Origin of the sequence: Pseudomonas faucium (genome assembly GCF_021602585.1) — a bacterium.
GTDB classification, from domain to species: domain Bacteria; phylum Pseudomonadota; class Gammaproteobacteria; order Pseudomonadales; family Pseudomonadaceae; genus Aquipseudomonas; species Aquipseudomonas faucium.
In genome coordinates this window covers 34,952-55,765 of sequence record NZ_BQIP01000030.1, presented here as the reverse complement: position 1 = coordinate 55,765, position 20,814 = coordinate 34,952, and the positions used below count along the sequence as shown (strand labels likewise).

The 20,814-nt window shown below is 62.9% G+C and carries 19 protein-coding genes and 2 pseudogenes; 8 read left to right on the top strand and 13 right to left on the bottom strand.

Annotated features, from left to right (window positions below):
- The coding region (locus L6D75_RS24735) for a DUF2780 domain-containing protein (protein WP_236193873.1) at positions 1–218 on the bottom strand (218 nt) is incomplete at its 3' end.
- 192 nt (positions 219–410) lie between these two features.
- Here L6D75_RS24735 and L6D75_RS24730 point away from each other — a divergent pair.
- From L6D75_RS24730 to L6D75_RS24710, 5 genes are all read left to right on the top strand, one after another.
- Entirely contained in the window at positions 411–1,403 is a 993-nt protein-coding gene (locus L6D75_RS24730) for an RHS repeat-associated core domain-containing protein (protein WP_176516243.1), read from the top strand.
- Between the two features lie 393 nt (positions 1,404–1,796).
- Positions 1,797–2,039, top strand: a complete 243-nt coding sequence (locus tag L6D75_RS24725) for a hypothetical protein (protein ID WP_176516247.1) — start codon at positions 1,797–1,799, stop codon at positions 2,037–2,039.
- Positions 2,040–2,193: 154 nt separating this feature from the next.
- On the top strand, positions 2,194–2,457 hold the full coding sequence (locus L6D75_RS24720) for a DUF3077 domain-containing protein (protein WP_176516241.1): 264 nt from the start codon (positions 2,194–2,196) through the stop codon (positions 2,455–2,457).
- Between the two features lie 149 nt (positions 2,458–2,606).
- On the top strand, positions 2,607–3,467 hold the full coding sequence (locus L6D75_RS24715) for an RHS repeat-associated core domain-containing protein (RefSeq protein ID WP_236193871.1): 861 nt from the start codon (positions 2,607–2,609) through the stop codon (positions 3,465–3,467).
- A gap of 55 nt (positions 3,468–3,522) precedes the next feature.
- Positions 3,523–4,395: an RHS repeat-associated core domain-containing protein gene (locus L6D75_RS24710; RefSeq protein ID WP_176516237.1), complete on the top strand. Its 873-nt coding sequence runs from the start codon at positions 3,523–3,525 to the stop codon at positions 4,393–4,395.
- A 44-nt stretch (positions 4,396–4,439) separates the two neighbouring features.
- Here L6D75_RS24710 and fdhA read toward each other — a convergent pair whose 3' ends face one another.
- From fdhA to L6D75_RS24675, 7 genes are all read right to left on the bottom strand, one after another.
- Entirely contained in the window at positions 4,440–5,639 is a 1,200-nt protein-coding gene (gene fdhA, locus L6D75_RS24705; RefSeq protein WP_176516235.1) for a formaldehyde dehydrogenase, glutathione-independent, read from the bottom strand.
- A gap of 239 nt (positions 5,640–5,878) precedes the next feature.
- Complete coding sequence (purU, locus tag L6D75_RS24700) at positions 5,879–6,736, bottom strand: formyltetrahydrofolate deformylase (RefSeq protein ID WP_176516234.1); 858 nt, start codon at positions 6,734–6,736, stop codon at positions 5,879–5,881.
- 12 nt (positions 6,737–6,748) lie between these two features.
- The gene (locus tag L6D75_RS24695; RefSeq protein ID WP_176516233.1) at positions 6,749–7,381 is read right to left on the bottom strand and encodes a sarcosine oxidase subunit gamma; all 633 of its coding nucleotides are present in this window, start codon (positions 7,379–7,381) and stop codon (positions 6,749–6,751) included.
- A gap of 185 nt (positions 7,382–7,566) precedes the next feature.
- Positions 7,567–10,587, bottom strand: a complete 3,021-nt coding sequence (locus tag L6D75_RS24690; protein ID WP_176516232.1) for a sarcosine oxidase subunit alpha — start codon at positions 10,585–10,587, stop codon at positions 7,567–7,569.
- The gene (locus L6D75_RS24685; protein ID WP_176516231.1) at positions 10,584–10,919 is read right to left on the bottom strand and encodes a sarcosine oxidase subunit delta; all 336 of its coding nucleotides are present in this window, start codon (positions 10,917–10,919) and stop codon (positions 10,584–10,586) included. The genes L6D75_RS24690 and L6D75_RS24685 overlap by 4 nt, the downstream gene beginning before the upstream one ends.
- A 14-nt stretch (positions 10,920–10,933) precedes the next feature.
- On the bottom strand, positions 10,934–12,184 hold the full coding sequence (locus L6D75_RS24680; RefSeq protein ID WP_176516230.1) for a sarcosine oxidase subunit beta family protein: 1,251 nt from the start codon (positions 12,182–12,184) through the stop codon (positions 10,934–10,936).
- A gap of 15 nt (positions 12,185–12,199) precedes the next feature.
- Entirely contained in the window at positions 12,200–13,453 is a 1,254-nt protein-coding gene (locus L6D75_RS24675; RefSeq protein ID WP_176516228.1) for a serine hydroxymethyltransferase, read from the bottom strand.
- 317 nt (positions 13,454–13,770) lie between these two features.
- Here L6D75_RS24675 and L6D75_RS24670 point away from each other — a divergent pair, with 317 nt between their 5' ends.
- On the top strand, positions 13,771–14,811 hold the full coding sequence (locus L6D75_RS24670) for a threonine aldolase family protein (protein WP_176516226.1): 1,041 nt from the start codon (positions 13,771–13,773) through the stop codon (positions 14,809–14,811).
- Between the two features lie 107 nt (positions 14,812–14,918).
- Here L6D75_RS24670 and L6D75_RS27550 read toward each other — a convergent pair whose 3' ends face one another.
- The 4 genes and pseudogenes from L6D75_RS27550 to L6D75_RS24655 all read right to left on the bottom strand — a co-directional run bounded on the left by L6D75_RS27550 (position 14,919) and on the right by L6D75_RS24655 (position 17,567).
- Positions 14,919–15,647, bottom strand: coding sequence for a methyl-accepting chemotaxis protein (locus tag L6D75_RS27550; protein ID WP_371871979.1), 729 nt, complete (start codon positions 15,645–15,647; stop codon positions 14,919–14,921).
- A gap of 135 nt (positions 15,648–15,782) precedes the next feature.
- A pseudogene (locus tag L6D75_RS27545) lies at positions 15,783–16,811 on the bottom strand (HAMP domain-containing protein); the annotation flags it as partial.
- Positions 16,812–17,037: 226 nt separating this feature from the next.
- Positions 17,038–17,340: a cell division protein ZapA gene (locus L6D75_RS24660; RefSeq protein ID WP_176516222.1), complete on the bottom strand. Its 303-nt coding sequence runs from the start codon at positions 17,338–17,340 to the stop codon at positions 17,038–17,040.
- On the bottom strand, positions 17,337–17,567 hold the full coding sequence (locus tag L6D75_RS24655; RefSeq protein ID WP_176516221.1) for a hypothetical protein: 231 nt from the start codon (positions 17,565–17,567) through the stop codon (positions 17,337–17,339). Before L6D75_RS24655 ends, L6D75_RS24660 begins: the two co-directional genes overlap by 4 nt.
- 237 nt (positions 17,568–17,804) lie before the next feature.
- Here L6D75_RS24655 and L6D75_RS27540 point away from each other — a divergent pair.
- Positions 17,805–18,614: pseudogene (locus L6D75_RS27540) on the top strand (MCP four helix bundle domain-containing protein); the annotation flags it as partial.
- Positions 18,597–19,469 (top strand): methyl-accepting chemotaxis protein, encoded by an 873-nt coding sequence (locus L6D75_RS27535; RefSeq protein WP_371871977.1) that lies wholly within the window; start codon positions 18,597–18,599, stop codon positions 19,467–19,469. The pseudogene L6D75_RS27540 and the gene L6D75_RS27535, both read left to right, overlap by 18 nt.
- 129 nt (positions 19,470–19,598) lie before the next feature.
- Here the strand turns inward: L6D75_RS27535 and gbcB are convergent, their stop codons facing one another.
- Positions 19,599–20,699, bottom strand: coding sequence for a glycine-betaine demethylase subunit GbcB (gene gbcB, locus L6D75_RS24645; protein ID WP_176516219.1), 1,101 nt, complete (start codon positions 20,697–20,699; stop codon positions 19,599–19,601).
- Positions 20,700–20,814: the final 115 nt, after the last annotated feature.

Sequence of the window (20,814 nt, the reverse complement as noted above, 5' to 3'; positions counted from 1 at the left end):
AGCATGGCCCCCGCCCCGCCCACGGCTTGTTCGGGAGTGCTCTTCAGCTGGCTGCCCAAGGTATTGAGCCGATTGGCCTGCGCCTCGGGCGCCTGCACCTGGCCTTGTTGCTTCTGGTTCTGCATGGCCGACACGGCATTGGCGGCGTCGCTGAGGTTGAAGGCGAACACCGGGCTTGCGGCCAGGGTCATCAGGGTTGCCAGGGTGAATGCTTTCATCGGGAGGGACCTCGTGGGCCGGGATGGCCGGGGAAACGAGGCGTTTGACTTGGGGTTGGAGGGTTTGTTCCGCACCAACTGTCGTCAATTGTTCAACGCCGCTAATCGATATGCCTTCCTGACATTTTTGCTAGTAGCCAGTGCATTGAGGAGAGCCAATACTGTAGTTCCCCCCACGTGCAGGGCTTTGCCATGGAAAAGTGTGTAGACAGAACGAGGCTCTTTTATAGAGGGAAAGAACTTGCCACTGTGAGAAGGGGGAACCGCGACCTCGGGATTTTCCGCGGATACAATCAATGCCTTGCTGAACAGGATAGCGATAGCATTCGCTTGCTATGCGCGGATGAAAACGGCTCTGTTCTATGCGTGGAAGATGACGCCGAGCGCGAAGCGCATATTTTTACCGCCTACGGCTACGCTGCAACGATGCCATCAACCAAGACACTGAATGGCTTCAATGGTGAAATGCTAGAGCCTTTGATACAAAGTTACTTGTTGGGCGCAGGTTATAGGGCGTTCACCCCCACCCTGCTACGTTTCCACTGCCCTGACAATTTGAGCCCGTTTGGCCTAGGGGGCTTGAACGCTTATGCCTACTGCAATGGGGATCCGGTAAACACGACCGACCCAAGCGGACACTCCGGCTTTTTCAGGAGATTATCCAAGGGCATTAGAAATAGGCTTGGCTTGAGGCGTCCACGGCAATCCCCCAACCTACCCACAACGGCTCAGGCACCCAGCATTGCCCCACAAGCCAGTAGTCCGGAACAAAATCGAAGATCAAGGTTTCCGATGGATAACGTATCCGTCAATACTTATTCTATGATTTCCATGACTGAAACGCTGTCCTCACTTCACACATCGCTATCCTCGAGCCAAAGCGCAACGAGTCGTTTTACTACCGACAACCCTGAGCGCATTCCAAGCGGGTTTACTGTGGGTGATATAGACTCCTGGGTAACGGACCCTCGATTCAGTGTGAACGACCCCCAACTCATCCCCGACGACCTCACGATAGACTCAGTGAACGCAAGCCTTGTCACTCAGCACAACGGGAGAATTAAAAGCAAAATACTTAAAACCGCCGTTGAGGACTTTCCAGCCGATCGCGGATATATAGTTAACGGGAAGTATTATACTTCCGCTCAAAGAATCCAAAACCGCATCCGGCGTCGAAATAAATAATCCAGGCTTCATCGCCGGGGGCTGCCTTCACACATTTCGTGTCCTTCGCTGTAATGGGAAGATCACGCTGAGCGGTTTTTCCGCAAAAAATCTACGATTTATCCTATTTCTTGTAGGACGTTTCTGAAACATACTGCCGTCCCCCTCAAGCCATTGCGGTGACCTGGGTTGCGCACTAGTCTCGGGCGGTCGTTGCGCAAGCGGCGACCGGCTTTGACAGGCCGACTAGGTCAAAAAGCAGATGGCTTTGCCTTTATGGCGGCTGTGCGTGGGGCACCTCGTGTGCGCCGGGTGCTTTTGCTTTTTGTTCCTACCGGTCTGTCAACCCATGCACAGCTGCCACCCTCTTGTTTGACAGCAGATGGTGGTGGCCTTTTTTCAGGAACAAAAATGATGCTGAAAATCGTCCCCGATCCACCTCACAACTCCCATTCCCTCGAAGACACCCTCCTCCAGGCCACGGACTATGCCCTGTGCGCCCAGACCGTCGCGCACCAGGCAATTCTGTTGCAACCCAAGTCGCCGGTTTCGATTCTGATGATGGCCACGATGCATGAACTCGAAGCGCTGCGGGTGCTGCTCGAGTCGGCGCTGATCCAGGTGCAGATGCCGGCGGAGCCGCGGACGCTGCACTAGGGTTGAGGCCATGTGTTGCCTGGTCTGGCCTCATCGCCGGCAAGCCGGCTCCCACAGGGAAAGCCACAGGCCTCAGGCCATGCGCAGGGCCTTGTGGGAGCCGGCTTGCCGGCGATGAGGCCAGGCGATAAAGCACTTTCAGGGAGATCGAACAATGACCACTGACAACACCAAAACCACCGTAGGCAAGACCTTCTTCTTCCAGGCCCAAGGCCAAACCCAACCACTGTTCTGCATCGCCCCTGGCATCCCCTGCCAAAGTGCCCGCGAACAAGCCTCGGAGCTGATGGGCTATGTGCGCGACATGACCCTCACCGGCCTGATGGAAGGCGACCAGCAACTGCTCTGGGCCTCTCACTACCTGAGCGCAATGGCCAAGGCGCTGCTCGATGATGCCGAGCTTGGAATGATGCACTGATAGGCCCAATGCCGGGGCAAGGGCGCGAGCGAATGCCCCGGCGGCACCTGTTATTTTTGCCAGTTTCATTAATCTGGCGGCTGTTCAAAATGACCCCTGGGACAACGTTTCCATCATCGCTGCAGGGGGCCGAAGCCATGAGCAGGTCATTGAACGACACACTGTTCTTCTACCAACGCGACAAGCTCGTCAGCCTAAGACAGGGCAGCCAGCAGCGCACCATCTTGCGCAGTGCCGACTTTCCCTTAGCCGAATGGCAGGCCGGGGACACATCGGAAAGAGGGCTACTGGCCATTGATGAAAAAGGCTCTGTGCTCGAGGTCCAGGTGGCAAACGAAGCAGAGCAACACCATTATTCCGCCTATGGCCATGCCCCGAACCTTCCCTCGGCCCTGACATCGCTCAGTTTCACTGGCGAACACTGCTACTTGCGCCTGGGCGCCTATTTATTAGGTAAAGGCCAGCGCGCCTACCAACCAACACTGATGCGATTCTTTTCCCCCGATTATCTAAGCCCTTTTGCAGCAGGCGGGTTGAACGCCTACGGGTATTGCAACGGCGACCCTATAAACCAAATAGACCCATCCGGCACTTCACCGATAAAGTTCAGAGCGCCCGCTTCCAACGCACCCGTGCAAAAGCCTGCGTACTCTCAGAACGCCGCTATGCAAGCTGCCCAATACACTAGCTCAGCACCACTGGGCGCTAAAAGCGCCTTACCACAGCAACGCCAGCTTGACAGCAAGACGCAGAGCGTTCCTTACCGCCCAACCGATGAACGCGCCCATGCAGAATTAATCATGCGAGAACTTAGCGTCTTAGAACCCACGCGATCCGCACTAATAAAAGAAGTGTCAAAACTTAATGCTGGCATTCTTGAAAAACAAATCATCCATCAATTCGTTCCCCGGCAAGAGAAAACCAAAGTCGCACAGCTTAGAGATAAAATTGACATATTTAGAAAGAAAATCAACGCCTCAAACGATGAATTGAAAAAGATTCGCGGCTAGCGCCTGTAGATAACCCACCCGATACTCGACGTGCAGCACTCAAGGATCCGAAGCCATGAGCAAATCATTGAGCAACACCCAGTTTTTCTACCAAGGCGACAAGCTGATCACCGTCAAACACGGCGACCAGCACCGCGCTATCTTCCGCAATGCCGCGATGCCGCTGGCCGAGGTGCAGGCCGGCGAAGCCTCCAGCGCCGGGCTGCTGGCAACGGACGACAAAGGGTCTGTGCTGCAGGTGGCTAGCGAAGAGGAAGAGGAGCCTCATGCCTATTCAAGTTATGGCCATGACCCCACCTTGCCTTCTCCCCTGACGCTGCTTGGGTTCAATGGCGAGCGTTATGACCACGCTATTACAGGGTCATTGTTAGGCAATGGTTACCGGGGTTTCAACTCGACACTCATGCGCTTTTGCGCGCCTGATAGCTGGGGCCCTTTTTCAGTGGCAGGGCTGAACACTTACTGTTATTGCCTAGGTGATCCTGTCAACCACGTCGACCCGTCAGGCCATATTCGCCTGCCCATGCTGGCAAAAGCCATTACCAAATTTCTTGGACTCCGCCAGCGCCCATTGCCTTTCACCGGTACCAACGCAATGATGGTCATCGTTTCATCCCTACCTCGGCCATCTCGGCAGCGAATGCCCGTCGCGCCAAGCCCAAGGCCAGTGACAGCCCCCCACTCAAGCATTCAGGCACCACAGCAAGCGCTACGGGAGCCCGCTCCCATTCAGCTACCTCGTCAGCCACTTCAAGGCACTGTGCCTCGAGCGCGCCGCTATTCTTCCGACTCCTCGATGTCAACAGACGCTTCAACAGACTCCACACCGACGGGCAGTCGCGCTGCCAGTCCCACCCTCCCCGACTTCGTGCAACATGCACTGGACTTGAGAAGTAGCGCTTACTACAGCCGACGGTTCGATTATTGAAGTGCAAAAAAAACCCCTCATCTGAGGGGTTTTTCTAATTCACATCACGCCGCACTGAAGGTCTTGTGCGGATCGATCACAAACTTCTTCGGCACACCCGCATCGAACTCGCCATACCCTTCCGGCGCCTGATCCAGGCTGATGACCTGCACGCCAACGACTTCAGCGATATTGATGCGATCCCACATGATCGCCTGCATCAGCTGGCGGTTGTACTTCATGGTCGGGGTCTGGCCGGTGTGGAAGCTGTGCGACTTCGCCCAGCCCAGGCCGAAGCGGATGCTCAGCGCGCCGATCTTGGCGGCGGCATCGACCGCGCCCGGGTCTTCGGTCACGTACAGGCCCGGGATACCGATGCTGCCGGCAACGCGGGTCACTTGCATCAGCGAGTTCAGCACGGTGGCCGGGGCCTCGTGCTTGGCGCCTTCATGGCCGTGGCCGCGGGCCTCGAAGCCCACCGCGTCGACCGCGCAATCGACTTCGGGCTCGCCGAGGATGTCGACGATCTGCTCGTGCAGCGGGGTGTCCTTGGACAGGTCAACCACTTCGAAGCCCTGGGCCTTGGCGTGCGCCAGGCGCGCCGGGTTGAGGTCGCCGACGATGACGCAGGCCGCGCCCAGCAGGCGCGCCGAAGCCGCAGCCGCCAAACCGACGGGGCCGGCACCGGCGACGTAAACGGTGCTGCCTGGGCCAACACCAGCGGTGACGGCGCCGTGGTAGCCGGTCGGCAGGATGTCGGACAGGCAGGTCAGGTCGCGGATCTTCTCCATGGCCTTGTCGCGGTCCGGCAGTTTCAGCAGGTTGAAGTCGGCGTAGGGCACCAGCACGTATTCGGCCTGGCCGCCGGGCCAGTCGCCCATGTCGACATAGCCATAGGCACCCCCGGCGCGGGCAGGGTTTACGGTCAGGCACACACCGGTGTGCATCTCTTTGCACGAGCGGCAGCGGCCGCAGGCGACGTTGAACGGTACCGACACCAAGTCACCGATCTTCAGGCGCTCGACATCACGCCCCATCTCGACGATTTCACCGGTGATTTCGTGGCCCAGGACCAGGCCGACCTGGGCCGTGGTGCGGCCGCGGACCATGTGCTGGTCGGAGCCGCAGATGTTGGTGGAGACCACCTTGAGGATGACGCCGTGTTCGATCTTCTTGCCGCGCGGGTCCTGCATTTTCGGGTAGTCGATCTTCTGTACTTCGACCTTGCCAGCGCCGAGATACACCACTCCACGATTGCCAGACATGCTCTTACCTCGCTTGATTTGTATTTATGCAGCGGTGGTTGAACGCGCCGCCATCCGTGGGCGGCATCGGGTACTGGGATGCAGGGAATTGTGGGCCTGATGGGCGATGTCGCAGTGACTGGAAGCGACAGGGAGATACCTTTTTACGGCAGCCCCAAAGGGGTGGGGCCAATCGCCGGCAAGCCGGCTCCCACAGACCTGTGGGAGCCGGCTTGCCGGCGATAAGGCCCGAACAGCCTCTACAGAACGACCGTCCGGTTGGCATTGAGAAACACCCGCCGCTCGATGTGATACCCCACCGCCCGCGCCAGGGTCAGGCATTCGATATCCCGCCCCTTGGCAATCAAGTCCTCGGGGTAATGGCTGTGGTCCACCACCTCCACGCCCTGGGCGATGATCGGCCCTTCGTCCAGGTCGTTGTTGATGTAGTGCGCGGTCGCCCCAACCATCTTCACGCCCTTGTTGTACGCCTGGTGATAAGGCTTGGCGCCTTTGAAGCCGGGCAACAACGAGTGGTGGATGTTGATCGCCCAGCCATCGAGCCTGCGGCACAGCTCGGGCGACAGCACCTGCATGTAGCGGGCAAGGATCACCAGCTCGGCGCCACTTTCCTCGATCACCTGCAGCACCTTGCGCTCTTGCGCCGGCTTGTCCTTGGGGTCGAGGGCGAAGTGGTAATAGGGGATCTTGTGCCAGTGCGCCAGGGGTTCGAGGTCGGGGTGGTTGGACACCACCGCAACCACGTCCATGCCCAGCTGGCCGATGCACTGGCGATACAGCAAATCGTTCAGGCAGTGGTCGGCCTTGGACACCATGATCACCACCTTGGGGCGGTGGTTCGGGGCGGTCAGCTCGAAGGCCATGCCGAACGCTTCGCTACGCTCGGCGAGGCCGGCGCGAAAGCCCGCCTCGTCAAAATCGTCCGGCTGGCGGAATTCGACGCGAATGAAGAAGCGCCCCGACTGCCGGTCATCGAAGGAGTGGTGCTCGGTGACGTAGCAGCGCTGCTCGAAGAGGTAACGCGTCACCACGTCGACGGTGCCGAGCATGCTCGGGCAGTCGGCGGTGAGAATCCAGGTATCCGGTGCCCGACTCATGCCATGTTCTCCTTAGGCTTCGATGCTCAGGCCGTACTCGGCCGACGCGTCCTGCAGCCACAGCCACCAGTAGTCGGCGAAGCTGCGGCGAATCACCAGCTCCCAGGTGTCTTCGGCGGTGCGGCGGATCACCAGTTGCGACTTGGCGAACACGGTGCCAACTGCCTTGCCCACCGGGAAGTTGTTCGGGTGCACATCATAGCTGGTGGATTTCATCAGCACTTCGCGCACGTTCGGGCCGCGCAGCTCCAGCAGGCTTTGCCCGCCGCTGACGTTGACCACCTGGATGTGCTGACCTTCGAGGGCGGCGCGCAGTTTCTGCTCGACGGCGTACTCCTGGCCACCGGGCACGATCAGCAGCCACTCGTCGGGGCCCATCCACTGCAGCGACATCTCGGCGTTGGCGACCACGGTCAGGGCCACGGGCAGCTCCAGGCCCAGGGCCTTGTGCACGCCGGCGGCGAATTGCGGGTCATGGCCGTCGCCGCGCAGGGTCAGGTGGCCGAGGAACTTCTTCTCGCGCAGGGTCACGCCTGCGTTCTTGCGGCCTTTGCCGACCAGGCTGGCAAGGTCAGCGTGGTGCAGTGGCGACTGGGCCTTGGCATCGCTGCCGGGGTTTTGCTGGAAGACGTTGATAGCGCTCATTTCTTACCTGCCTTGAATTCTGGTTCGTCGAAGCGATGCAGACATCTGTCTTGTGGGGCCTTTGCCGGCCTCATCGCTGGCAAGCCAGCTCCCACAGGTACAGCATCAGCCTTCAGATCTGCATCGTTCCTGTGGGAGCCGGCTTGCCGGCGATGGGGCCGGCCGGCTCACCACAGGGCCCGGAGTCAAACGTTCTGCCGCTCACCCTTCGGATCGAAGAACACCGAAGAAACGATCTCGGCCTCGATCACGCTGCCGTCGGCCTGGGGCGAGAACACGCGCTCGCCCATGCGCTTGAGGCCGCCCTTGACCACACCCATGGCGAACGAATAGCCCAGGGAGTTGGCCGCGTAGCTGGAGGTGACGTGGCCGACCATGTCCATCGGGATCGGCTGTTTCGGGTCGAACACCAGTTGGGCGCCCTCAGGCAGCCACTGGGTGGGGTTCACAGGCTTGAGGCCCACCAGCTGCTTGCGGTTGTCGCGCACGCAGTCTTCGCGGTTCATGCCGCGCAGGCCGATCCACGAGAACGGCTTGTTGCGGCCCACGCACCAGCTCATGTTGAGGTCGTCCGGGGTCATCGAGCCGTCGGTGTCCTGGCCGACGATGATGAAGCCCTTCTCGGCGCGCAGCACGTGCATGGTCTCGGTGCCATAGGGGGTCAGGTTGTACTGCTTGCCCGCCTCGATCACCTTCTCCAGCACGCCCATGGCGTAGTTGGCCTGCACGTTCACTTCGTACGACAGCTCGCCGGTGAACGAGATGCGGAACACCCGGGCCGGTACGCCGGCGACGGTGCCTTCCTTCCAGGTCATGAACGGGAAGGCGTCCTTGTCCAGGTCGATGTCGTCGGTCAGCTCGCCAAGCAGCTTGCGGCTGTTGGGGCCGGACAGGGTCAGGGTGGCCCAGTGGTCGGTGACCGAGGTGAAGTACACCTTCATCTCTGGCCATTCGGTCTGGTGGTACAGCTCCAGCCACTGCAGCACGCGGGCGGCGCCGCCGGTGGTGGTGGTCATGTAGAAGTGGTTGTCGCCGACGCAGGCAGTCACGCCGTCGTCGAAGACCATGCCGTCTTCCTTGCACATCAGGCCGTAGCGGGCCTTGCCCACGTCGAGCTTGGTCCAGGCGTTGCTGTAGATGCGGTTGAGGAATTCGCGCGCGTCCGGGCCCTGGATGTCGATCTTGCCCAGGGTCGAGGCGTCGAGCAGGCCCACGCTGTCGCGCACGGCCTTGCATTCACGGGCCACGGCGCCATGGATGTCTTCACCGGCCTTGGGGAAGTACCACGGGCGCTTCCACTGGCCGACGTCTTCGAACTCGGCGCCGTTCTTCACGTGCCAGGCATGCAGGGCGGTGAAGCGCACCGGCTCGAACAGGTGGCCGCAGTGGCGCCCGGCAACAGCGCCGAAGGTCACCGGGGTGTAGTTGGGGCGGAACATGGTGGTGCCCATTTCCGGGATGCTGATCCCCAGCGAACGGGCGGCGATGGCCAGGCCGTTGATGTTACCCAGCTTGCCCTGGTCGGTGCCGAAGCCCAGCGCGGTGTAGCGCTTGACGTGCTCGACCGACTCGAAGCCCTCGCGGGTGGCTAGCTCGATGGCCGCAGCGGTGACGTCGTTCTGCTGGTCGACGAACTGCTTCGGCGCGCGGGCGGTGCCTTTGTCGTGTGGCACCTGGAACAGCGCCACGGTGGCTTCTTCCTTGCGCTGCACGGCTTTGGGCAGGGCGCCGGCGGTGGCTTTGAAACCGGCTTCGGTGGCTGCGCGCACGCCGCCTTCGAAACCATCGGCAATCACCTCACCCAGGGCGTAGACGCCATTCACGCCGCCCACGCACACACGCTTTTGCGGTGCATCGCCCGGCACGAAGCCGAGGATGTCTTCACGCCACACCGGGCGGCCGCCCAGGTGCGAGGCCAGGTGAACCACCGGGCTGTAGCCGCCGGAGGTGGCGATCAGGTCGCAATCCAGGGTTTCGCCTGGGCTGGTGACTTTGTGCGCCTGCACATCGATGGCGGCCACGCGGGCGCCGGTCACGTGCTTGCTGCCCTTGGCCTCGACCACGGCGCTGGAGGTGAGGATGCGGATGCCTTTGGCACGCGCTTCTTCAACCAGCGAGCCGCGCGGGTTGTGGCGCGCATCGGCGATGGCCACCACTTGCAGGCCGGCGTCGTGCCAGTCCAGCGCGCAGCGGTAGGCGTGGTCGTTGTTGGTCGACAGCACCAGCTTGCGGCCCGGGGCCACGCCATAGCGGCGCACGTAGGTGGAGACGGCACCGGCCAGCATGTTGCCCGGCAGGTCGTTGTTGCCATACACCAGCGGCCGCTCGTGGGCGCCGGCGGCCAGTACCACGCGGCCGGCACGCACGCGGTGCACGCGCTGGCGTACCTGGCCGATCGGGGCGCGGTCGCCGAGGTGATCGGTGAGGCGCTCGTGGATGGTCAGGAAGTTGTGGTCGTGGTAGCCGTTGACCGTGGCGCGGGGCAGCAGGGTCACTTCCGGCAGGCTTTCCAGCTCCTTGACCACCGCGTTGACCCAATCGGCGGCAGGCTTGCCGTCGAGGGTTTCGCGGGAGTCGAGCAGGCTGCCGCCGAACTCTTCCTGCTCATCGGCCAGGATCACCCGGGCACCGCTGCGTGCGGCGGCCAGCGCGGCGGCCAGGCCCGCAGGGCCGGCGCCGACGATCAGCACGTCGCAGTGCTGGTTCATGTAGTCGTAGCTGTCCGGGTCGTTCTGCAGCGGCGCACGGCCCAAGCCTGCGGCTTTGCGGATGTACTTCTCGTAAGTCATCCAGAACGATTTGGGGTACATGAAGGTTTTGTAGTAGAAACCCGGCGGCATCATGCTGCCGCCGACCTTGCCCAGGATGCCCATCACGTCGTTGTTGACGTTCGGCCAGCCGTTGGTGCTGGTGGCGACCAGGCCTGCGTACAGCGCCTGCTGGGTGGCGCGCACGTTGGGGATCTGGGTGGCTTCGCTGGAGCCGATCTGCAAGATGGCGTTCGGTTCTTCGGTACCGGCGGCGATGATGCCGCGCGGGCGCGAGTACTTGAAGCTGCGCCCGACGATGTCGACGCCGTTGGCCAGCAACGCGGCGGCCAGGCTGTCACCGGCATAGCCCTGGTAGGTCTTGCCGTTGAAGCTGAAGTTCAGGACCTTGCTGCGGTCGATGCGCCCGCCGCTGGCGAGGCGATAGGTCTGGCTCATACTTTTTCCCCTTGGCCCTTGACGGTCGACGGTGCGGCGCTCTGCTTGCCAGCGGCGGTCACTTGCGGCTTCTCGCCAATCTTGTAGGTTTCCAGAATTTCGTAGGTCACGGTGTCGCGGGTGACGTTGAAGTACTGACGGCAGCCGGCAACGTGGTCCCACAGTTCATGGTGGATGCCGCGCGGGTTGTCGCGGAAGAACATGTAGGTGCCCCACTCTTCGTCGGAGCAGGCGTTGGGGTCCAGCGGGCGGGCGATGTGCGCCTGGCCAGAGGCGTGAAACTCTTCTTCGGAGCGCAGCTCGCCGCAGTGGGGACAGAAAATATGCAACATGACGGTGGCTCCGGTTAGTGGGCGACGGCGGCAGCGCCGTGTTCGTCGATCAGTGCGCCGTTGTAGAAACGGTCCATGGAGAACGGCGCGGCCAGCGGGTGCATCTCGCCCTTGGCCAGGCTCGCGGCGAAGACGTTGCCCGAGCCCGGGGTCGCCTTGAAGCCGCCGGTGCCCCAGCCGCAGTTGAAGAACATGTTCTTCACCGGGGTCTTGGAGATGATCGGGCAGGCGTCCGGCGAGGTGTCGACGATGCCGCCCCACTGGCGGTTCATGCGCACCCGCGAGAGGTTCGGGAACATCTCGACGATGGCCTGCAGGGTGTGCTCGATCACCGGGTACGAACCGCGCTGGCCGTAGCCGACCCAGCCGTCGATGCCGGCGCCGATCACCAGGTCGCCCTTGTCGGACTGGCTGATGTAGCCGTGCACGGCGTTGGACATGATCACGCTGTCGATGATCGGCTTGATCGGCTCGGACACCAGTGCCTGCAGCGGGTGCGATTCGAGCGGCAGGCGAAAGCCCGCCAGGCGCGCCATGTGCCCGGAGTTACCGGCGGTGACCACGCCGACGCGCTTGGCGCCGATGAAGCCCTTGTTGGTTTCAACGCCAATGACCGCGCCGTTTTCCTTGCGAAAACCGATCACTTCGGTTTGCTGGATCAGGTCCACGCCCAGGGCGTCGGCGGCGCGGGCGAAGCCCCAGGCCACGGCATCGTGGCGGGCCACGCCGCCACGGCGCTGAACGGTGGCGCCGAGGATCGGGTAGCGGGTGTTCTTGGAGCAGTCCAGGTACGGGATTTCGGCCGCGACCTGGGCGGTGTTGAGCAGCTCGCCGTCCACGCCATTGAGGCGGTTGGCGCTGACGCGGCGCTCGGAGTCACGCATGTCCTGCAGGGTGTGGCACAGGTTGTAGACGCCGCGCTGGGAGAACATCACGTTGTAGTTGAGGTCCTGGGACAGCCCCTCCCACAGCTTCATGGCGTGCTCGTACAGGTGCGCCGACTCGTCCCACAGGTAGTTGGAACGCACGATGGTGGTGTTGCGGGCGGTGTTGCCGCCGCCCAGGTAACCCTTCTCGATCACCGCGACGTTGGTGATGCCGTGTTCCTTGGCCAGGTAGTAGGCCGTGGCCAGGCCATGGCCGCCACCGCCGACGATGACCACGTCGTAGACCTTCTTGGGGGTCGGCGTGCGCCACATGCGCTGCCAGTTTTCGTGGTGGCTGAGGGAGTGCTTGAGGAGGCCGAAGCCCGAATAGCGTTGCATGGTCGTCTGCTCCACTCAGCGGTAAACAGGGAAGTCGGCGCACAGCGCAGCGACGTTCTTCGCCACATCGGCTTCGACGTCGGCATCGCCGAGGTTGTCGAGCACGTCGCAAATCCAGCCGGCCAGGGCGGTGCACTGGGCAACCTTGAAGCCGCGGGTGGTGACGGCCGGGGTGCCGATGCGCAGGCCCGAGGTAACGAACGGCGACTGCGGGTCGTTGGGTACGGCGTTCTTGTTGACGGTGATGTGCGCGCGGCCCAGGGCGGCGTCGGCATCTTTGCCGGTCAGGCCCTGGCGAATCAGGCTGACCAGGAACAGGTGGTTGTCGGTGCCGCCGGAGACCACGTCGTAGCCGCGGTCGATGAACACCTGGGCCATGGCCTGGGCGTTTTCGATCACTTGTTTCTGGTAGGCCTTGAAGCCGGGCTCCAGCGCTTCCTTGAAGCACACGGCCTTGGCGGCGATCACGTGCATCAGCGGGCCGCCCTGGGCGCCAGGGAATACCGCAGCGTTGAGTTTCTTCTCGATCTCTTCGTTGGCCTTGGCCAGGATCAGGCCGCCACGTGGTCCGCGCAGGGTCTTGTGGGTGGTGGTGGTGACCACGTCGGCGAACGGAATCGGGTTGGGGTACAGGCCGGCGGCGACCAGGCCGGCGACGTGGGCCATGTCGACGAAGAGCAAGGCGCCTACCTTGTCGGCGATGGCGCGAAAGCGTGGGAAATCGAGGGTCTTGGAGTAGGCCGAGAAGCCGGCGACGATCATCTTCGGCTTGTGCTCGACGGCCAGGCGCTCGACTTCGTCGTAGTCGATCAGGCCGGTGTTGGTGTCGATGCCGTACTGCACGGCGTTGTACAGCTTGCCCGAGGACGACACCTTGGCGCCGTGGGTCAGGTGGCCGCCGTGGGCCAGGCTCATGCCCAGGATGGTGTCGCCGGCCTGCAGCAGGGCCAGGTACACCGCGCCGTTGGCCGAGGAGCCGGAGTGCGGCTGGACGTTGGCGTAGTCGGCGCCGAACAGCTGCTTGGCGCGCTCGATGGCCAGCGCCTCGACCTTGTCGACGTGCTCGCAACCGCCGTAGTAGCGCTTGCCCGGGTAGCCTTCGGCGTACTTGTTGGTCAGGCCGCTGCCCTGGGCCTGCATTACGCGCTTGCTGGTGTAGTTCTCCGAGGCGATCAGCTCGATGTGATCTTCCTGGCGCTGTTCTTCGGCATTCATCGCCGCCAGCAGTGCGTCGTCATAACCCTGGATCTGGTCTTGCTTGCTGAACATCATGTTTCTCCCGGCAGCGATCTGTTCTTGTCTGTAAGGCACTGTGGCCCTTTGTGGCGATGGTATGACTGGCCGGGGTGGGTCAGATGCCTGCGCACGCCTTGCAATGGCGCGTTTACGACATTGGCTTTGGGGTTGTTCACCCTGGCCCTATCGCCGGCAAGCCGGCTTCCACAGGTACAGCGCTGCACTCGAAGGCAGTGGTTTGCCCTGTGGGAGCCGGCTTGCCGGCGATAGGGCCCATGAAGTGGGTTGTATAGGCAACCGTTTCAGCAATGGTTTAGAGTGCGCTTCTGCGTCGTTCACAGGACCGTGCCATGACAGACAAGAGCCAACAATTCGCCAGCGACAACTATTCCGGCATCTGCCCCGAAGCCTGGGCCGCGATGGCCAAGGCCAACACCGGCCACGAACGCGCCTACGGCGACGACCAGTGGACCGAGCGCGCCTCGGAGTACTTTCGCAAACTGTTCGAAACCGACTGCGAGGTGTTCTTCGCCTTCAACGGCACCGCCGCCAACTCCCTGGCCCTGGCCTCGCTGTGCCAGAGCTACCACAGCGTGATCTGCTCCGAGACCGCCCACGTCGAGACCGACGAATGCGGCGCGCCGGAATTCTTCTCCAACGGCTCCAAGCTGCTGACCGCGCCCAGCGTCAACGGCAAGCTGACGCCCGAATCGATCCGCGAAGTGGCGCTCAAGCGCCAGGACATCCACTACCCCAAGCCGCGTGTGGTCACCCTCACCCAGGCCACCGAAGTGGGCACCGTGTACCGCCCCGACGAGCTCAAGGCGATCAGCGCCACCTGCAAGGAGCTGGGCCTGAACCTGCACATGGACGGCGCGCGCTTCAGCAATGCCTGCTCGTTCCTGGGCTGCAGCCCGGCCGAGCTGACCTGGAAGGCCGGCGTCGATGTGCTGTGCTTTGGCGGTACCAAGAACGGCATGGCGGTGGGCGAGGCGATCCTGTTCTTCAATCGCGACCTGGCCGATGACTTCGACTACCGCTGCAAGCAGGCCGGGCAGCTGGCGTCGAAGATGCGCTTCCTGTCCGCGCCGTGGGTGGGGTTGCTGGAAGATGACGCCTGGCTGCGCCATGGCGCCCACGCCAACCGCTGCGCGCAGTTGCTCGCGTCGTTGGTGAGCGATCTGCCAGGGGTGCAGTTGATGTTCCCGGTGGAGGCCAACGGGGTGTTCCTGCAGATGCCGGAGCCTGCGATCGAGGCACTGCGTGCCAAGGGCTGGCGCTTCTATACCTTCATCGGCAGCGGTGGGGCGCGGTTCATGTGCTCGTGGGATACCGAGGAAGCCAGGGTGCGCGAGCTGGCGGCGGACATCCGCGCCATCATCGGCGCCTGACAGATCGCAATCGCCGGCAAGCCGGCTCCCACAGGTACCGCGCTGCGCTCGAAGGCAGTGGTTTGCCCTGTGGGAGCCGGCTTGCCGGCGATAGGGCCACCACCGATCTAAAGCCTGAAGCCCCCCATCTGTCGCGCAAGATCATCCGCCAACCCACGCAACGCCTTACACTCCTCGCGGCACCCCTGTACTTCCGCCGCCGTTTCCCGCGCCAGATCCGATATCCCCTGCACCGTGCGGTTGATTTCCTCGGTCACCGCCGACTGCTCTTCGGTCGCCGTGGCCACCTGGTGGTTCATGTCGCTGATGTGCTCCACCTGATCGGTGATCGCGCCCAACGATGAGCCGGTGCGCTGGCTGAACTCCACGCCACTGCCCGTGGCCTGCTGCCCCGCCTGCATCGACGTCACCGCCGACCCCGCGCCCTGCTTGAGCCGCTGGATCATCTGCTGCACCTCATCGGTAGACAGCTGCGTGCGCCGGGCCAGGGTGCGCACCTCATCGGCAACCACGGCAAAGCCTCGGCCCATTTCCCCTGCCCTTGCGGCCTCGATCGCGGCATTGAGCGCCAGCAGGTTGGTCTGCTCGGAAATACTGCGGATCACCGCCAGCACCTCATCGATCGAGGCCACTTCACCGGCCAGTTGGCCGACCGCATCCGCCGCCTTGCCGATGTCGCCCGACATGCCCTCGATGCCCTGGATCGAGCGCTGCACCACATCGCGCGCCTGCAGCGCTTCGTCACGCGCCGCTTGCGAGGCTTGCGCAGCATCGCCGGCATTACGGGCAATTTCCTGCACGGTCAGGCCCATCTCGTGCACGGCAGTGGCGACCATCTCGGTCATTTCCTGCTGCCGGCCCGAGCGCTCGGCCGTGTTGTCCACCACCTGGGTCACCTGCTCGACGGCAACGTGCAGGCGCTCGGTGGTGCTCAGCACTTCGCCGATCAGGCCGCGCTGGCTGTCGAGAAAGCGGTTGAAGCCGCGGGCCAGGTCGCCCAGTTCATCCTGGCGAGAATCATCCAGGCGATGGCTGAGGTCACCCGCGCCGCTGCCGATCTGCACCAGCGCCGCCGTGACCCGGCGGATCGGCTTCACCAAGCCGCGCGCCAGCCATACCACCAGCAGCAGCGAAAGCAGCGCCACGGCGCCGCCGATCAAGGTGGTCAGCCACAGCGCCTGGTGCATCTGCGCGTAGATTTCCGCCTCCGGCACCTCGGCGACCAGGGTCCAGTTCAAATCGCGCAGGGGCAGGCCCAGGGCAAGATAGGCCTCGCCGTCGCGCTGGAAACGGTTGCTGCGCAAGGTCTGGTCGCCGGTGAGCAGCGCCTGGGCGGCGGGTGCGTCGAGCTGCTCGGCCAGTTGCCGCTTGCCGCTCAAGGCAGGGTCGGGGTGCACCTGGATCAGCCCGTCGTTGCGCACCAAAAAGACCTTGCCACGCTCGCCGAAGCTGAAGTCGTGGATCAGCTTCGACAGCTCGCTCATGCGCAGGCCCATGCCCGCCACGCCCACCAGCTTGCCGTCCTTTTCCACGCGGTAATTGATGAACAGCGCAAGCTCGCCTGTGGAGCCATCGATGTCGATGTTGAGCACGCGCTCGGCACCGCTGTCGATGTAGCGGTAGAACCAGGTGTCGTGGGGGTTTTCGCGGCTGAGGGTGCGGTCGAGGCCTTTCTCGTTGTAGTAATGGCCCGTTTCGGTCGCGGCGAACATGGTCGTAAAGGCGTGGTTGCGTTGCCTGGCGGCTTCAAGGTACTCGATGAAGCGGGGGCGCTCGGCGGCGTCTTCACCGGCTGCCAGCCAGTCGCGCAGCAGGGTGTTGCCACCAATGTCGGCGGCGGCCACCAAGGGCTGGCCGAGCATGCGCTCGATGTCGTTGCGGATGGCTTCGACGCTGGCCGGTAGCGCCGTGTCGAGCAGATAACGTTCGGTCAGGCGGTTGAGCGCCACCGTGAAAATCACCACCACCACCAAGATGCTCGCCAGCAGGGCAGCGCCCATGCTTGCGATCAACTGCCACTGGATGCTTTTACGCCAGATCCGCATGCCCCACTCCCCGTTAATTATTGTTTTACGGAAAGTGTATACACTTGAGTATCCAGTTATTCCAGTGATCTGCAGCAAACAAGTGCACCTTGTAGGAGCGGATTTATCCGCGATGCGGTAGTGAGTCCACTGACGCAATCGCGGATGAATCCGCTCCTACAAGGCCGATGTCGTGTGCTGGTTATTGTTCGGCGATGGTCCGAACGATGGCGTCCACCGTGGCATCGATCTGCGCCTGGGTCCGCTCGAGGGTCTGCTGGTGTTCCTGCTGCAGTTCGACCTGCTTGGAACACAAGTTGAGGGCGGCCAGTACCAGCAGCTTGTCGCCGATCAGGCTCGGGTACTGACGCTTGGTCTCGGCCAGGGCGGTATTGAGCATCCGCACTGCCTGCGCCAGGGTTTCTTCCTGGCCTTCAGGCGCCTTGATCGAATAGTCGCTGCCGAGGATCGACACGACATTGATCGGCTGCGCTTGCAGTCTCATGCGCCGACGACACCTGCGCTGGCGCGGTCAACCAGCGCCTGGATACGGGCGGCGGTCGCGCCGTGCTTTTCTTCCTGCTCCATCAGCGACAGCTGCAGGGTCTCGTTTTCTTCCTTGGCCTGGGCCAGTTCCTGGCCGAGGGAGGTGTTCTGCTCGGTGAGTTGAGCGTTTTTCTGCATCAGGTCGCTGACCAGTTGCTCGAGTTGATTCAGGGAAGCTTCCAGCATGGGGATATCTCGGGTTGTTGCAAAGGGCGCACACGATAAAGAAAAGTGTGAGCCATCGCCATTAAATAACGGATTCTCAAGGTTTCTTACCGCGAGATTGACAGGGTAACCGGCGCCTTGTTCCGACTTGGGTCAACCGCCGGTCAGGTAAATAGATAGCTGCCTCACAATTTTCGCCGCGCGCACTCAAGACTCACCGGTCACGACCGATAGCCCAGGTACGTCTTATTTTGTCGCATGGATTGCGCCCTCTTTCCTTGCCTGGACTCTTCCCCCATGTCTCTACGCAACATGAACATCGCCCCGCGCGCCTTGCTCGGCTTTTCGCTGATCGGCGTGCTGATGCTCGGCCTCGGCATCTTCTCGCTCATGCAGATGGGCAACATCCGCCAGGCCGGCATTGCCATCGAGGACATCAGCATCCCCAGCATCAAGACCCTGGACGAGCTGACCGCGCTGAACCTGCGCATGCGCACCCTCTCCTACCGCCTGCTGCTCAACCGCGAGCCTGAGGTGCAGCGCGACACCCTCAACCTTTTGGACCAGCGCAACGCCCAGATCGACCGCGCCCGCCAGGCCTACCTGCCGATGATCGGCGCCGCCGACGAGCAGGCGGCCTTCGACCAGTACACCCAGCTGCTCAGCCAGTACCGCCAGCTGGAGGCGCGCATGCGCAGCCTGAGCCAGGCCAACCGTACCGATGAGCTGCGAGACCTGCTCAACCGCGACCTTTTGGCCAACTCCGAGCAGATCAACAAGGTCATGGACACCCTGGTGAAGATCAACACCGACCAGACCCGCGACACCAACGACACCGCCGCCAGCCAGTACGCCGCGGCCTTCGCCCTGGTGATCGGGCTGCTGGTCGCGGCCACCGTGCTGACCTTCCTCTGCGCCTTCCTGCTCACCCGCAGCATCGTCAAACCGATCGACGAAGCCCTCAAGGCCGCGGAACAAGTCGCCGACGGCGACCTGACCCACATCATCCGCGCCGAAGGCACCGACGAAGCCGCCCGCCTGCTGCGCGCCATGGCCCGCATGCAGGACAAGCTGCGCGACACCCTGCAACTGATTGCCGGCTCGGCCACCCAGCTGGCCTCTGCCGCCGAAGAGCTGAACTGCGTCACCGACGTGAGTGCCCGTGGCCTGCAGCAGCAGAACAACGAAATCGAACAGGCCGCCACTGCGGTCACCGAGATGACCAGCGCCGTGGAAGAAGTGGCGCGCAACGCCGTTAGCACATCCGAGGCGTCCGGCGAAGCCAGCCGCTCGGCCGGCGATGGGCGTGACCTGGTCATGGAAACCGTCGGCGCCATCGAGCGCATGAGCGGCGACGTGCAGGCCACAGCGCAGCTCATCACCCACCTGGCCGAGCAGTCACGCGATATCGGCAAGGTGCTCGACGTGATCCGTGGCCTGGCCGACCAGACCAACCTGCTCGCCCTGAACGCGGCCATCGAGGCCGCACGCGCCGGTGAAGCCGGCCGCGGCTTTGCCGTGGTCGCGGATGAAGTACGCGCGCTGGCCCATCGCACCCAGCAGTCGACCAGCGAGATCGAGCGGATGATCGGCAGCATCCAGGGCGGCACCGAGCAGGCGGTGGAGTCGATGCGCACCAGCACCGAACGCGCCGAGTCGACCTTGAACATCGCCCGTGGCGCGGGCTTGGCGCTGGACAGCATTGCCGGGGCGGTGGCGCAGATCAACGAGCGCAACCTGGTGATCGCCAGTGCGGCGGAAGAGCAGGCGCAGGTGGCGCGCGAGGTGGATCGCAACCTGGTGAACATCAATGACCTGTCGGTGCAGAGTGCGACTGGGGCGCATCAGACCAGCGCCGCCAGTGCCGAGCTTTCGCGCTTGGCAGTGGACTTGAATGGGCTGGTCGCCCGCTTCAGGACCTGATACCGCTGGGGCCGCGTTGCGGCCCAATCGCCGGCAAGCCGGCTCCCACAGGAATCGGTGCAGCACTGCTGCCACTGTAGGCGCTGGCTTGCCAGCGATTGGGCTGCAAAGCAGCCCCAAAATCTCGGATCAGTAATCGATCCGCACATCCCCTTTCGGCACGCTGCAGCACGACAGGATGTACCCCTCGGCTTCATCCTCTTCGGTTATCCCGCCGTTGTGCTCCATCTCCACCTCGCCGCCCAGCTTGAGCACCTTGCAGGTCCCGCAAATGCCCATGCCGCAGGCTTTGGGGATCATCAGCCCAACCTTCGCCGCCGCCGCATGCACGGTCTCGCCCGGGGCGACGCGGATGCTCTTCTCGCTGCCGATGAACTCCACCAGGTTGAGGTCCGCGGCCGCCACTTCCGGTGCGTCGGCCGCCTGCTCGGCGTGCTCCACGGCGTCGGCCTTGGCTTCGGCCGGCGTCGCACCGAACGATTCCTCGTGGTAGTTCTTCATGTCGAAACCGACCGCTTCGAGCATACGCTTGACCGCGGTCATGTACGGCGTCGGGCCGCAGCAGAACACCGTGCGCTCCATGTAGTCGGGCGCAATCAGCTCCATCAGCCGCTGGTTCAGGTAACCGCGGTAGCCCGCCCAGGGCTCGCCCAGGCCGTGCTTCTCGCAAATGATGTGCAGGCTGAAGTTGGGGATGCGCGACGCCATCTGCTCCAGTTCGCGGTGGTAGATGATGTCCTTGGGTGAACGGGCGCTGTGCACGAAGACCATGTCGACATTGGCATTGGTGTCGTAGAACCAGCGCGCCATCGACATCACCGGGGTGATGCCGACGCCACCGGAGAGGTACAGCACCTTGCCCGCCGGGAAGTCGATGGCGTTGAACAGCCCGACCGGGCCGTGCACCGGCAGCTCGGCGCCTTCGTGCATGGTGTCGTGCAGGTGGTTGGAGACCAGCCCGCCGGGCACGCGCTTGACGGTGATCGAGAAGCTGTAGGGCACCGACGGCGAACTGGAGATGGTGTACGAGCGCATCACCGGCTTGCCTTCGATCTCCAGCTCCAGGGTCACGAACTGCCCGGGCTTGAAGAAGAACATGATCGGCTGGTCGGCCATGAAGCAGAAGGTGCGCACGTCCCAGGTCTCCTGGATGACCTTGACGCAGCGCACGATGTGGCGGCCGTTGGCCCAGGTCTGGGTGCTGACCGGATTGAGGAAGGTATCGGACATGTTCTTCTCCAGCGGCCGACAATTGGCCTTTTTATGGCTGGGATAATGCGCAAGCTGAAGGCGACGTACATTCCTGCCTGCGACATCGGCGTGCTTATCGCGACCAGCCCCGTGC

What these genes read in the sequence shown, in the direction of transcription:
- L6D75_RS24670 (WP_176516226.1), top strand. Translation starts at nt 13,771, where the DNA reads ATGACAGACAAGAGCCAACAATTCGCCAGCGACAACTATTCCGGCATC.
- L6D75_RS24730 (WP_176516243.1), top strand. Translation starts at nt 411, where the DNA reads ATGGAAAAGTGTGTAGACAGAACGAGGCTCTTTTATAGAGGGAAAGAA.
- L6D75_RS24695 (WP_176516233.1), bottom strand. Translation starts at nt 7,381, where the DNA reads ATGAGCGCTATCAACGTCTTCCAGCAAAACCCCGGCAGCGATGCCAAG.
- purU (WP_176516234.1), bottom strand. Translation starts at nt 6,736, where the DNA reads ATGAGTCGGGCACCGGATACCTGGATTCTCACCGCCGACTGCCCGAGC.
- L6D75_RS27550 (WP_371871979.1), bottom strand. Translation starts at nt 15,647, where the DNA reads ATGGTCGCCACTGCCGTGCACGAGATGGGCCTGACCGTGCAGGAAATT.
- fdhA (WP_176516235.1), bottom strand. Translation starts at nt 5,639, where the DNA reads ATGTCTGGCAATCGTGGAGTGGTGTATCTCGGCGCTGGCAAGGTCGAA.
- gbcB (WP_176516219.1), bottom strand. Translation starts at nt 20,699, where the DNA reads ATGTCCGATACCTTCCTCAATCCGGTCAGCACCCAGACCTGGGCCAAC.
- L6D75_RS24680 (WP_176516230.1), bottom strand. Translation starts at nt 12,184, where the DNA reads ATGCAACGCTATTCGGGCTTCGGCCTCCTCAAGCACTCCCTCAGCCAC.
- L6D75_RS24655 (WP_176516221.1), bottom strand. Translation starts at nt 17,567, where the DNA reads ATGCTGGAAGCTTCCCTGAATCAACTCGAGCAACTGGTCAGCGACCTG.
- L6D75_RS24685 (WP_176516231.1), bottom strand. Translation starts at nt 10,919, where the DNA reads ATGTTGCATATTTTCTGTCCCCACTGCGGCGAGCTGCGCTCCGAAGAA.
- L6D75_RS24690 (WP_176516232.1), bottom strand. Translation starts at nt 10,587, where the DNA reads ATGAGCCAGACCTATCGCCTCGCCAGCGGCGGGCGCATCGACCGCAGC.
- L6D75_RS24720 (WP_176516241.1), top strand. Translation starts at nt 2,194, where the DNA reads ATGACCACTGACAACACCAAAACCACCGTAGGCAAGACCTTCTTCTTC.
- L6D75_RS24725 (WP_176516247.1), top strand. Translation starts at nt 1,797, where the DNA reads ATGCTGAAAATCGTCCCCGATCCACCTCACAACTCCCATTCCCTCGAA.
- L6D75_RS27535 (WP_371871977.1), top strand. Translation starts at nt 18,597, where the DNA reads ATGGCCCGCATGCAGGACAAGCTGCGCGACACCCTGCAACTGATTGCC.
- L6D75_RS24660 (WP_176516222.1), bottom strand. Translation starts at nt 17,340, where the DNA reads ATGAGACTGCAAGCGCAGCCGATCAATGTCGTGTCGATCCTCGGCAGC.
- L6D75_RS24710 (WP_176516237.1), top strand. Translation starts at nt 3,523, where the DNA reads ATGAGCAAATCATTGAGCAACACCCAGTTTTTCTACCAAGGCGACAAG.
- L6D75_RS24675 (WP_176516228.1), bottom strand. Translation starts at nt 13,453, where the DNA reads ATGTTCAGCAAGCAAGACCAGATCCAGGGTTATGACGACGCACTGCTG.